This is a genomic window from Pseudomonas sp. XP1 (assembly GCF_053557675.1).
In genome coordinates, this window is the sequence record NZ_JBNRIJ010000001.1 from 234,168 (window position 1) to 246,629 (window position 12,462).

Genomic DNA, 12,462 nt, shown 5'->3' on the forward strand with positions numbered 1-12,462 from the left:
CGGCGGACACTGATCCAAAGCTCTGTAGTCAGTACCGGCCTCATCGCCGGCAAGCCGGCTCCCACAGGAATACCACCAGCCTTCAGGTATGCGCTGTACCTGTGGGAGCCGCGCTTGCCGGCGATGGGCCGCGAAGCGGCCCCGGTTACAGATTTCCGCTATGGGTCGTTAGCCGCCATTCGCGACTACGACAGACAAGGATCGATTGTGGGCAGCTGTGGATCACCCCTTTACCTTTTATCTTCGCTAGCCTGGAGCACCCCGGCAGCATGCCTTGGCAATGCGATAGAAATCAGGGCAGCCAGCAGAACAAACGCTGTGGAGATCCACAGGCAGGCTCCCAGCCCATAAGCCTGGAATACCCAACCGGAAAGCAGCGTACCGACCAGCCGCCCTAGCGCGTTGGACATGTAATAGAAGCCCACATCCAGCGATACCCCGTCTTCCTTGGCATAGCTGACGATCAGGTAGCTGTGCAGCGATGAATTCACGGCGAACAGCACGCCGAACAGCATCAGCCCGCCCACTAGCACCACCTGCGCCGACCAGCCTGCCGACAGGCCCAGGGCGATGAGCGCCGGCAGCCCGGCAAGGACGATCGCCCAGATGAAGGCCGCGCGACCGTCGGGCACATGGCCGCGTTTCTTGCCAGTGATGTGGGGCGCAAGTGACTGGACGATGCCGTAGCCGATTACCCATGCAGCCAGGAAGCCGCCGACCAGCCAGAAGTCCCAGCCGAAAGCCGTGCTCAGGTACACCGGCAAAGCCACGACGAACCAGACGTCACGGGCACCAAAGAGAAACAGCCGTGCGGCCGAGAGAATGTTGATGGCTTGGCTCTTGGACAGCATGTCGCGGAATTTCGGTTTGGCCTTGGCCTTGCCCAGGTCCTTCTTCAGCAGGATCAGGCTGCCGATCCAGATCAATGCCAGTACCGCCGCCATGGCCAGCACCGCCAGGGTGAAGCCGAGCAGGGCGAGCAGGGCGCCGCCAAGGAAGAAACCAACGCCCTTGAGCGCGTTTTTCGAGCCCGTCAGGATGGCGACCCACTTGTACAGCGTGCCTTGCTGGCTGTCCGGCACCAGAAGCTTGATGGAGCTCTTGGCGCTCATCTTGTTCAGGTCCTTGGCGATGCCGGAAAGCGCCTGGGCCATCATCACCCAGGCCACCGTGAGCCAGGCTGCCGGTACCGTGAGCATCAGCAGGGCCAGGACCTGCAGGCCCAGGCCTATGTTCATGGTGCGATTCAGCCCCAGGCGGGCGCCGAGGTAGCCGCCTGCCAGGTTGGTGATCACGCCGAACACTTCGTAGAACAGGAACAGCGCCGCGATTTGCAACGGCGTGTAGCCCAGTGAATGGAAGTGCAGTACCACCAACATGCGCAACGCGCCGTCGGTGAGGGTGAAGGCCCAGTAGTTGCCGGTAACCAGCAGGTACTGACGCACTTCCATGGACAGGGCTGACAACGCCTTCATGATTGCCGTCTACTCCGCCATGCCGACCATTCGCGCCAGTTCCGCTGCGCGGTTGGCGTAGCCCCACTCGTTGTCGTACCAGGCATAGATTTTTACCTGGGTGCCATTGACCACCAGGGTCGACAGCGCATCGATGATCGAAGACCGTGGGTCGGTTCGGTAGTCGATGGACACCAGTGGTCGTTCTTCGTAGCCGAGGATTCCGTTCAACGGGCCTTCGGCAGCAACCTTCAACAACGCATTGACCTCTTCAGCCGTGGTCTCACGCGCCACCTCGAAAACGCAGTCGGTCAGCGAGGCGTTGGCCAGCGGTACACGCACGGCATGGCCATTCAGCTTGCCGCGCAGTTCAGGGAAGATTTCGGCGATTGCGGTAGCCGAGCCCGTAGTGGTCGGGATCAGGCTCATGCCCGAGGCACGGGCGCGACGCAGGTCCTTGTGCGGCGTATCAAGGATGCTCTGGGTATTGGTCAGGTCGTGGATGGTGGTGATCGAGCCGTGGCGGATGCCAAGGCTCTCGTGAATCACCTTGACCACCGGGGCCAGGCAGTTAGTGGTGCAGGAGGCGGCGGTGACAATACGATGCTGCGCCGGGTCAAACAGGTGCTGGTTGACCCCCATCACCACGTTCAGGGCGCCTTTCTCCTTCACTGGAGCGCAGACCACCACACGTTTGACGCCCTGATCCAGGTAGGCCTGGAGCACCGCTACCGACTTCATCTTGCCGCTGGCCTCGATGACCAGGTCGCAGCCCGACCAGTCGGTGTCCGCAATGTTCTTGTTCGCGCTGACCTTGATGCGCTTGCCCTCGATCACCACCGAGTCGCCATCTGCCCCGGCTTCACGATCCCAGCGCCCGTGGACCGAGTCGAAGTTGAGCAGATGGGCGTGGGTCTGGGCGTCGCCGGCCGGGTCATTGATCTGGATGAATTCGAATTCCGGCCAGCCCCAGGACGCGCGCAGCGCCAGGCGACCGATACGGCCAAACCCATTGATGCCTACTTTGATTGCCATGGTCTTGTTCTCGAGTTGTGACTTCAGATGGATCGTTGATTGACACGCCTGGACAGTTCCTCGGCCGACTCCTTGCGCTCGGAGTAGCGGTCGACGAGGTAGTCGGCGCGGTCGCGCAACAGCAGGGTGAACTTCACCAGCTCTTCCATGACATCGACGACACGGTCGTAGTACGGGGACGGTTTCATGCGGCCCGTTTCGTCGAACTCCAGGTAGGCCTTGGGTACGGACGACTGGTTGGGGATGGTGAACATGCGCATCCAGCGGCCAAGCACACGCAGCTGGTTGACCACGTTGAACGACTGCGAACCGCCGCATACCTGCATGACCGCAAGGGTCTTGCCCTGGGTCGGTCGTACGGCGCCCATGCTCAGGGGGATCCAGTCGATCTGCGACTTGAACACACCAGTCATGGCGCCATGACGTTCCGGAGAGCACCAGACCATGCCTTCCGACCACAGCACCAGGTCGCGCAGCTGCTTGACCATCGGATGGTCATCGGGCGCGTCATCTGCCAATGGCAGGCCGGACGGGTTGAAGATTCGCGTCTCGGCACCGAAGTGCTCCAGCAGGCGGGCGGCTTCTTCGGTCAGCAGGCGGCTGAAGGAGCGTTCGCGGGTCGAGCCGTACAGCAGCAGGATGCGAGGCTTGTGGGTGGACTTTTGCTCGACTGCCAGCTTGTCTGCTGTCGGCAGGTCGACCAGATCGTTGTCGATGTTGGGAATGTGGTGTTCGGTCATGATTTACTCCTGAGACAAGGCGCCAGATGGCTGATCGAACCAGCGACGCTTGAGCCACCAGGCCACGCCAACCAGCGAGATCAGTACCGGCACTTCCACCAAGGGCCCGATGACGGTGGCAAACGCGACCGGCGAGGCGAGGCCGAAGGTGGCGATGGCCACGGCAATGGCCAGTTCGAAATTGTTGCTTGCCGCAGTGAAGGCCAGCGCAGTGGTGCGGGGGTAGTCGGCCTCCAGCAGCTTGCCCATCCAGAAGCTGATGAAGAACATCACCACGAAATAGATGGTCAGCGGGGTGGCGATGCGCAGCACGTCCAGCGGCAGTTGCAGCACCATGTCGCCTTTCAGGCTGAACATGGCAACGATGGTCAGCAGCAACGCCACGAGGGTCAGCGGGCTGATTTTCGGAATGAAGTGCTCCTGGTACCAGGTGGCACCTTTCCGGCCGATCAGGGTCTTGCGTGTCAGGAAACCGGCAAGGAACGGGATACCCAGGTAGATCAGCACCGATTGGGCTATATCGAGGAAACTAGTCTCGATGACGCTACCTTCCAGGCCGAACAGTGGCGGCAGCAGGCCCAGGAAGATCCAGGCGTACACGCTGAAGAACAGGATCTGGAAAATGCTGTTGAAGGCGACCAGGCCAGCCACGTACTGGTTATTGCCGCCAGCGATCTGGTTCCATACCAGCACCATGGCGATGCAGCGCGCCAGACCGATGAGTATCAGGCCGGTCATGTACTCGGGCTTGTCGGAAAGGAACACTACTGCCAGCCCGAACATCAGCACCGGGCCGATCACCCAGTTCTGGATCAGCGACAGGGCGAGTATGCGCTTGTCCTTGAAGACCTGCGGCAACTCCTCGTATTTCACTTTCGCCAATGGCGGGTACATCATCACGATCAGGCCGATTGCGATGGGGATGTTGGTCGAGCCCACCGACAGGCTGTTCAGCCACGCTGGCAACCCCTGGAACAGGCTGCCGAGAGCGATCCCCAGGCCCATGGCCAGGAAGATCCAGACCGTCAGGTAGCGGTCGAGGAAGGAAAGCCGGCTTTTGCTCATGGTGTATCTCCCTGAACGTCAGAGCGTTTCGATGATCGCCAGCTCGGCCTTGAGCCGGGCGGCATCCAGTCGTTCGAAAGGCAATGCGAGAAATGCCTTTTTTCGACAGTGGTCAGCAGCAGGCAGCGACGCGCTGAGGGCGGTCACCCATGGTGTCCAGTCGTTTGGCGCTGGTGCTCAACCATTCGCGATTGGCTTCCAGCGTGGTTACCAGGACATCGCGTACCCAGGCGGGCAGTTCTGGATGCAGGCGGTAATACACCCATTGCCCCTGCCGGCGATCTTCAAGCAGGCCGCAGGTGCGCAGTTGTGCGAGGTGCCGGGAAACCTTGGGTTGGCTTTCTTCCAGGGCGCAGATCAGTTCACACACGCACAGCTCTTCCTCACGAGCGATCAGCAGCATCATCCGAATGCGGTTCTCGTCGGCGAGGCATTTGAATACCTGGGTCGGGGTCAGCGAGTCAGTCATGGTGGTTCTCGGTGTTTGCTTTTCATGCTTGATATATATGGTTTTTCAAATATACGAATTTTCGCATGTATTGCAAGGCCTGCCAGATTGATTCCTGCAGACGAAAGAAGGCCTTGCAGGAGATCGCCCAGCTTGTGGGCTGCGCTGACGCTTGGCGAACTGAATTCGCAAGCAGTCCGCCTACCCTGCCAATTCAATGAGTCATGTGCGGTTCCATGAGGGCGGGCCAGTTCCACCGTAGCGTCCTGTCGATCAAGGGCTTGACCGCCCACGCTGTGCAAATACGTTTAACATGCGCCAGGCCTGCCCCCATCGTTGAAGAGATCTGTATGGAGTTACGTCAGCTTCGCTATTTCCTGAGTGTTCTGGAGTACGGCAGCCTTGGCAGGGCTGCGGTCGAACTCGGGGTCGGCGCCTCGGCATTGAGCCAACAGCTGTCCAAGCTGGAGAGCGAGCTGTGTACCCGGCTTTTGACACGTTCGAGCACAGGCGTGTCGCCGACGGCGGCGGGCCTGGCCTTCGAATATCATGCGCGGCTGGCGCTTCGCCAGGCGGAGCATGCTGTGCTGGCGGCACAAAGCGGCCGCATGAGCGGCTACGCCAGCGTGGGGTTGGCACCGACCACCGCATCGATTCTTGGCCTGGCGTTGATTGACCGTATGCGCGAACGCTATCCCGACATCCGTCTGCACCTGGTGGAAATGCTGTCCGGTTATCTGATGAACCAGCTCAATGCCAGGCACCTTGACCTGGCGGTGCTGTTCCAGGCAGAGACGGGGCCGCGGCTGGAGGTGCGGGCGCTTCTCACGGAGCGGCTGTTCGTGCTGGTTCCCGCCCCGCTGGTCAAGGCCGAGTGGGGCGAGTCGCTCACATTGCAACAGATCGCGACGCTCCCCTTGGTGATGCCCAGCACGCAGCATGGCCTGCGCACGACGTTGCGCTCGATCTTCGAGCGGGCAGGGCTGGAGGCCAGCATCGTCATGGAGGTCGATGGTTTGTCGTTGTTGATGGATTGCGTGTATGCGGGTCATGCCGCGACCATCCAGCCCGGCGCGACGGTGGCCCGTGCGCATCAGGCAGGCTTGCGCGTGTTTGCCATCGATGAAGCACAGGCGCAGCGTCGCAATGTAATTGTCAGCCTGACCGATGACGAGCTCTCGCCGGCAGCGCTGGCAACGCGGATCGTACTGCAGGAGGTCGCTCGGGATCTGGTGGAACAGGGCCGATGGCCCGGGGCCCGGCTGCTTTGACCCAGACGCTGGGTGCGCTCATCCAGCCCCTTTAGAAAAACTGAATGCCTCCCCCCGACGATCGCGTTTCGCACCCATAAGGCACTCATTAAAGTCCCCGGTCACGAGGAGCAGCCGAACATTCGGCTCTTCGTGATCTGGAGGCGAAATGATCGATGTGCTAGTCATCGGAGGGGGCAATGCCGCCCTCTGTGCCGCGCTGATGGCGCGAGAGGCCGGAGCCAGCGTGCTGCTGCTCGAGGCCGCACCCCGCGCCTGGCGTGGTGGCAACTCACAACACACGCGTAACCTGCGGTGCATGCATGATGGCCCCCAGGACGTACTGCTCGAGGCGTACCCGGAAGAGGAGTTCTGGCAGGACCTTCTGAAGGTCACCGGTGGCCAGACCAACGAAAAGCTTGCGCGCCTGGTGATTCGCGCATCCTCCAGCTGCCGCGGGTGGATGCGCCGGCATGGCGTGCATTTCCAGCCCTCATTGTCTGGTGCGCTGCACACCGCACGGACCAATGCCTTCTTCATGGGCGGCGGCAAGGCGCTGGTCAATGCCTACTTCCGTAGCGCCGAAAACCTTGGCGTACAGATACGCTACGACACCCCCGTAGCCGACATAGAACTGCAGGACGGACGCTTCGTCGCGGCCCATGTGCCTGCGCGCGAGGTTCGGGGGCGTCAGCTGCCCGCCGAGCGCATCGAGGCGCGTACCTGTGTGCTTGCTGCCGGTGGTTTCGAGTCCAACCGCCAATGGTTGCGCGAGGCGTGGGGGCAGAACGAGCGAGGGGAGTGGCCTTCGGACAACTTCCTGATCCGTGGCACGCGTTTCAATGACGGTGTTCTGTTGCGCCGCATGATCGAACAGGGTGCCGACACGATTGGCGACCCGACGCAGGCGCACATGGTGGCGATCGATGCCCGCGCTCCGCTATACGATGGCGGTATCTGCACGCGCATCGATTGTGTGTCGCTAGGCGTGGTGGTCAACCGCGACGGCCAGCGCTTCTACGATGAAGGCGAGGACTTCTGGCCCAAGCGGTATGCCATCTGGGGGCGCCTGGTGGCGCATCAACCAGGGCAGGTGGGGTTCTCGATCATCGACCAGAAAGCGCTCGGTCGCTTCATGCCGCCGGTTTTCCCGGGCGCCACCGCCGATAGCCTGGAGGCGTTGGCCGGCCTGCTCGGTTTGCCTGTGCAGGCCTTCCTCGAAACCGTGCATGCCTACAACCGAGCCTGCCAGGTGGGTACCTTCGACCACACCCGCCTGGACGACTGCCACACCGTTGGCCTGGAACCTGTGAAAAGCCACTGGGCTCGCCCGATCGATACACCTCCTTACTACGGCTACCCGTTGCGCCCTGGCGTGACTTTCACCTACCTGGGGCTGCGCACCGATGAAAACGCCGCGGTTCATTTCGACAAACGTCCCAGCCCGAACCTGTTCGTTGCCGGCGAGATGATGGCGGGCAATGTACTGGGCAAGGGCTACACCGCAGGTGTCGGCATGTCCATCGGCACCGCCTTCGGCCGTATCGCCGGGACCAGCGCCGCTGCGGCGGCAGGTTACGAACATCCAGAAAAAGAGAACCGCCATGACTGCGCAACTGCCTGAACCACGCCAGCCTGATGCCGCCGGGTCGGCCCTCGAACTGATCCCGGTATTGAACCTGGAAGAGCGGGAAGTGGACCGGCAAATGCGGATATGCAACGCCTGTCGCTACTGCGAGGGCTTCTGCGCCGTTTTCCCGGCGATGACCCGCAGGCTGGAGTTCGGCAAGGCCGACATCCATTACCTGGCCAACCTGTGCCACAACTGCGGTGCCTGCTTGCATGCCTGCCAGTACGCGCAGCCTCACGAATTCGCCGTCAACGTACCCCAGGCGATGGCCAAGGTGCGCGGGCAAACCTACGCTGAATACGCATGGCCGGCCCTGTTCGGCCGGCTGTACCGGCACAACGGCGCCTATGTTGCCAGTGCCTTGGCAGTGGCCTTGTCGCTGTTCCTGCTGCTGGCGTTGTGGATCAATGGCACGCTGCTACCTGGTCGGCTGGCGGGCAATTTCTATGCGATCTTCCCGCACAACACCCTGGCGCTGATGTTCGGTTGCGTCTTTGTCGCTGCAGGCTTGGCACTGACGGTGGCGGTACGTCGCTTCTGGCGTTCGGTCTCGCCTGCCGAGGCGCTGGCGCAACCGGCAAAAGGGGCAGTGCTTGAGGCATCAAGCGCGGCGTTGACCCTGAAATACCTGGACGGCGGGCACGGCCAAGGTTGCAACAACGCCGATGATCGCTACACGCTCTGGCGCCGTCGCTTCCATCACTTCACCTTCTACGGCTTCATGCTGTGCTTTGCCGCCACGGTGGTCGCCACCGGGTATCACTATCTGCTGGGCCAGCAGGCGCCGTACCCGCTGCTGAGCGCACCGGTGTTGCTCGGAACCCTGGGCGGAATTGGCTTGATTGTCGGGCCGGCCGGGTTGCTGGCACTGAACCTGCGCAGGGCGCCGGAGCAGGGTGATGTGGCCCAGCGCCCCATGGACCGGGCCTTCATTGTGCTTCTGCTGTTGGTAAGCGCCACCGGCCTTGCCTTGCTGGGCCTGCGTGATACCGCCGCGATGGCGATCATGCTGGCGATTCACCTGGGTACCGTGATGGCGCTGTTCATCACGCTGCCCTATGGCAAGTTTGCCCATGGGCTGTTCCGCAGCGCGGCATTGCTCAAGTTTGCAATCGAGAAGCGCCGGCCCAACCGGCTGGGCCTGGGAGGGGAGTGAGCCATGAACACAGCTCGTATTTCCCCTGCACCGCGTCGAGCCAGAAGCACGCCGCTGCGTTCAGCGATTGGGCCACTTGTCCAGCAGGATCGATACGAACTTCTCCGCTGCTGGCGACAGCGACGCCCCTCTGCGGTAGACCAACCCCAGGGTACGGGTTACCTGGGGTTCGATCAGCGGCACGCTGACCAGCGTCGGGTGGTCGGCGTTGGGCATGGCCAGGCTGGGCATGGCCGATACGCCCAGCCCGGCCTCGACCATGCCCAGCGAGGTGGACAGGTGCTGAACCTCATAGAACCACTTGGGCCGCAGGTTGAGCCCGGACAGGGCATGGTCCAGCAACATCCGGTTGCCACTGAGCCGGCCTACGCCGATCAGGCGGTAGTCGGCCAGTTCTGTCCAGGTGACGGCTTCACGGTTCGCCAGCTTGTGGTCCCTGCGGCAGGCCAGGACGAAATGCTCCTGTACCAGGGAGACGAACTCGATGTCTGGGTGCTGGCCGCTCATCATGTTGATGCCGAAATCGGCTTCACCGCGCAGCACGGCTTCGAGCCCGTCGTTGGCGCTGAGGTCCAGCAGGCGAATGCGGATCTTGGGGTATTGCTCGTTGTAGTCGCGGATCACCGACGGCAGGAAATAGAACGCTGCGGTCGGAATACAGGCGAGGGTCACCTGACCGGTCTGTCGTTCTGCGAGTTCGCGGATGCTCAGGATCGAGTCTTCGAAGTCATCCAGCAGGCGCCTGGCCTTGGGCAGGAAATCGCGCCCGACGCTGGTCAGGCTGACGCGACGAGTAGTGCGTTCCAGCAACGAAGTGCCCAGGCCTTCCTCGAGCTTCTTGATTCGTCGGCTCAAGGCGGGCTGGGACAGGTGCAGCGCTTCTGCGGCTTCGTGGAAGCTGCCGAGTTCGGCGATTTTCACGAAAGATCGTATGTCTTGCAGCTCATATTCCATCTCGAATCGCTCTTGGCATTGGGGCTCTGTATTGATGCTCAAATCGGAACAATGACTACGATATTTGCATTGGATTGATTTATCTATCCCTGTCAATCTTTTGTCCACAGCATCAATGATGTCCATTGATCAACAAGAGTGCGAAATCATGCAACGAATTCCTTGCGTACTCATGCGCGGTGGCACCTCCAAGGGCCCCTTTTTCCATGCATGGGACCTTCCTGCCAATGTGGTCGAACGCGACGAATTGCTGCTCAACCTGATGGGTTCCGGGCATGAACTGGAAATCGACGGCATCGGTGGCGGTAGCCCGCAGACCAGCAAGGTAGCGATTGTCAGCCCCTCGCTGCATGCCGACGCCGACGTCGACTACCTGTTCGTGCAGGTCATGGTCGCCCAGCGCCGGGTCGATACTGCGCCCAACTGCGGCAACATGCTGTGCGCCGTTGGCCCTTTCGCCATCGAGCAAGGCCTTGTCAAAGGGCAGGACGGCAAGACGCTGGTACGCATTCGCAACCTCAACACCGGCACTTTCGTCAATTCGCTGGTGGAAACCCCCGGCGGCATCGTGCGCTATGAAGGCCGCACGGCGATCGATGGTGTACCGGGCACTGCCGCCCCGGTGCACCTGACCTTCCTCGATGCGGTCGGCAGCAAGACCGGCAAGCTGTTCCCGACCGGCAAGGCCAAGGATGTGATCGATGGCGTACCGGTCACCTGCATCGACATGGCCATGCCGATGATGGTGATAGAGGCCAGCCAGCTGGGTGTCACCGGCTCGGAAACCCCGGCCGAACTCGACGCCAACGGCGGATTGCTCGAACGCCTCGAGGCGTTGCGCCTGAAGGCCGGCAAGGCCATGGGCCTGGGTGATGTCAGCGGCATGGTCATCCCGAAGCCTGTTCTGGTGTCCAAGCCCCGCTATGACGGCACGTTGCAGGTTCGCTACTTCATGCCGCACAACTGCCATCGCGCCCTGGCCATCACCGGAGCGATAGGGCTGGCGACTGCCTGCGTCAGCCCAGGTACGGTAATCGGCGAACTGCTGGGCGAGGGTGCCGAGCAACTGGCCGAGGTGCGCCTGGAACACCCAAGCGGCGGTATCGATGTCGCGCTGTCACGCAGCGGTGCCGATGGCAAGACGATTCAGGCCTCGGTGGTGCGAACTGCCCGGCGGCTGTTCTCAGGCTTCGTTTATGCCCCTACATTCCGCAGGTTGGCGGGGTAGGTCGGGCGACAGCCCACACTTTTACATTTGCAACAAGCGCATCCGCACAATTTCAACAATGGGTGATGCCTCATGAGACTCGCCAAATCGCTGTACTTCCAGATCCTCTGCGCCGTCCTGCTGGGCGTGGTGGTCGGTCACTTCTGGGCGCAACAGGCCGTTGCGCTCAAGCCCCTGGGTGATGCGTTCATCAAGCTGATCAAGATGATGATCGCGCCGGTGGTCTTCTGCACCATCGTCACCGGCATTGCCGGGATGACCGACAAGCGCTCCCTCGGGCGTTTGATGAGCAAGACCTTGCTGCTGTTCTTGGTATTGACCGTTATCAGCCTGATGATCGGCCTGGCAGCGGTATACCTGTTCCGCCCCGGGGTCGGCATGAACATCGACCCGGCCACGCTTAGCACCGAGGGGCTCGGCCAGTACGCCGCGTCTGCGGCGAAACTCAGTGTTGTCGATTTCTTCATGCACATCATTCCCGACACTTTCATCGGGGCGTTCAACAAGGGTGAAGTGCTGCCGGTGCTGTTCATCGCGGTGCTCAGCGGTTTTGCCCTGTCGTCCATGGGCGAGAAGGGCAAGCCGGTACTCGATGTGCTGGAGTCTGCCTCTAGCATGGTGTTTCGCATCTTTGGCTACCTGATGCGCTTCGCCCCGGTCGGCGCCTTCGGTGCGCTGGCGTTCACCGTCGGGCAGTACGGTGTGACGTCCCTGGGGGCGCTGGCCAAGCTGGTCGGTACACTCTACATCGCCTGTGCATTCTTCGTGCTGGTGGTACTCGGCGGCATCTGCCGTGCCCATGGCTTCAGCCTGTGGAAGCTGCTGCGCTATTTCCGCGAGGAGTTTCTGGTGGTGCTCGGCACCTCGTCCACCGAGCCCGTGCTGCCACGCATGCTGGAAAAACTCGAGAAACTGGGCTGCAAGAAAGGCGTGGTCGGGCTGGTGCTGCCAACCGGCTATTCCTTCAACCTCGACGGTACTGCCATCTACCTGTCGTTGGCGGCGGTCTTCATCGCTCAAGCCTGCAACATCGACCTGAGCCTCGGCCAGACGGTGACGATGCTGGCGATCATGCTGTTGTCGTCAAAAGGCGCAGCGGGCGTGACCGGTAGTGGCTTCGTTGCACTGGCTTCGACCTTGACCGTCATTCACGACATCCCGTTGGCAGGGCTTGCCTTGCTGATCGGCATCGATCGCTTCATGTCCGAGGCGCGTGCCCTGACCAGCCTGGCCAGCAACGCCGTGGCCACCGTGGTCATCTCGCTGTCGGAGAATGCCTGCGAACGGGAAACCTTGCTGCGCCGCTTGAACGGCGTTCCGGTTGTACCGGACAAGGCGGATGCTGCGCAGGCCGACTGGTCTGCCGAGCCCCGGCATCACGGCTGAAAAGCCACTTCCACCTCCCACTGTTGAATTAGAATCCCACTCAGCATCCTGGCGATGCCGAGTGGGGTAGGGGGCCGTCTGCCTTGCCGATGGCCGCAATAGAATAAAAACAAGAG

11 protein-coding genes are annotated in these 12,462 nt (G+C 61.7%); 5 read left to right on the forward strand and 6 right to left on the reverse strand.

All coding sequences use genetic code 11. The features are described 5' to 3' along the window. Positions 1-230: 230 nt before the first annotated feature. The 5 genes from arsJ to ACK1U9_RS01050 form a co-directional block, all read right to left on the reverse strand. Positions 231-1,475 carry an organoarsenical effux MFS transporter ArsJ gene (arsJ, locus tag ACK1U9_RS01030; protein ID WP_153671050.1) on the reverse strand — a complete coding sequence of 415 codons (1,245 nt, stop codon included), beginning with the start codon at positions 1,473-1,475 and terminating at the stop codon, positions 231-233. Between the two features lie 9 nt (positions 1,476-1,484). Beyond that, positions 1,485-2,489, reverse strand: a complete 1,005-nt coding sequence (locus tag ACK1U9_RS01035; protein ID WP_046613816.1) for an ArsJ-associated glyceraldehyde-3-phosphate dehydrogenase — start codon at positions 2,487-2,489, stop codon at positions 1,485-1,487. Positions 2,490-2,512: 23 nt separating this feature from the next. Further along, the gene (gene arsH, locus ACK1U9_RS01040) at positions 2,513-3,229 is read right to left on the reverse strand and encodes an arsenical resistance protein ArsH (RefSeq protein ID WP_046613815.1); all 717 of its coding nucleotides are present in this window, start codon (positions 3,227-3,229) and stop codon (positions 2,513-2,515) included. A gap of 3 nt (positions 3,230-3,232) precedes the next feature. Next, positions 3,233-4,294 (reverse strand): ACR3 family arsenite efflux transporter, encoded by a 1,062-nt coding sequence (gene arsB, locus ACK1U9_RS01045; protein ID WP_046613814.1) that lies wholly within the window; start codon positions 4,292-4,294, stop codon positions 3,233-3,235. Positions 4,295-4,406: 112 nt separating this feature from the next. Continuing rightward, positions 4,407-4,763 carry a metalloregulator ArsR/SmtB family transcription factor gene (locus ACK1U9_RS01050; protein ID WP_013972227.1) on the reverse strand — a complete coding sequence of 119 codons (357 nt, stop codon included), beginning with the start codon at positions 4,761-4,763 and terminating at the stop codon, positions 4,407-4,409. Between the two features lie 329 nt (positions 4,764-5,092). Here ACK1U9_RS01050 and ACK1U9_RS01055 point away from each other — a divergent pair, with 329 nt between their 5' ends. The 3 genes from ACK1U9_RS01055 (at position 5,093) to tcuB (ending at position 8,778) form a co-directional block, all read left to right on the forward strand. Further along, positions 5,093-6,013: a LysR family transcriptional regulator gene (locus ACK1U9_RS01055; protein ID WP_449109609.1), complete on the forward strand. Its 921-nt coding sequence runs from the start codon at positions 5,093-5,095 to the stop codon at positions 6,011-6,013. Positions 6,014-6,161: 148 nt separating this feature from the next. Beyond that, on the forward strand, positions 6,162-7,616 hold the full coding sequence (gene tcuA / locus ACK1U9_RS01060; protein ID WP_449109610.1) for an FAD-dependent tricarballylate dehydrogenase TcuA: 1,455 nt from the start codon (positions 6,162-6,164) through the stop codon (positions 7,614-7,616). Beyond that, positions 7,597-8,778, forward strand: coding sequence for a tricarballylate utilization 4Fe-4S protein TcuB (gene tcuB / locus ACK1U9_RS01065; protein ID WP_046613810.1), 1,182 nt, complete (start codon positions 7,597-7,599; stop codon positions 8,776-8,778). Before tcuA ends, tcuB begins: the two co-directional genes overlap by 20 nt. A 60-nt stretch (positions 8,779-8,838) precedes the next feature. Here the strand turns inward: tcuB and ACK1U9_RS01070 are convergent, their stop codons facing one another. Next, positions 8,839-9,732, reverse strand: a complete 894-nt coding sequence (locus tag ACK1U9_RS01070) for a LysR family transcriptional regulator (RefSeq protein ID WP_016714082.1) — start codon at positions 9,730-9,732, stop codon at positions 8,839-8,841. A gap of 148 nt (positions 9,733-9,880) precedes the next feature. On the opposite strand from ACK1U9_RS01070, the gene ACK1U9_RS01075 reads away from it, so the two are divergent. Continuing rightward, positions 9,881-10,960, forward strand: a complete 1,080-nt coding sequence (locus ACK1U9_RS01075) for a 4-oxalomesaconate tautomerase (protein WP_080958408.1) — start codon at positions 9,881-9,883, stop codon at positions 10,958-10,960. Between the two features lie 72 nt (positions 10,961-11,032). Then, on the forward strand, positions 11,033-12,346 hold the full coding sequence (dctA, locus tag ACK1U9_RS01080) for a C4-dicarboxylate transporter DctA (RefSeq protein WP_108481905.1): 1,314 nt from the start codon (positions 11,033-11,035) through the stop codon (positions 12,344-12,346). Positions 12,347-12,462 lie beyond the last annotated feature (116 nt).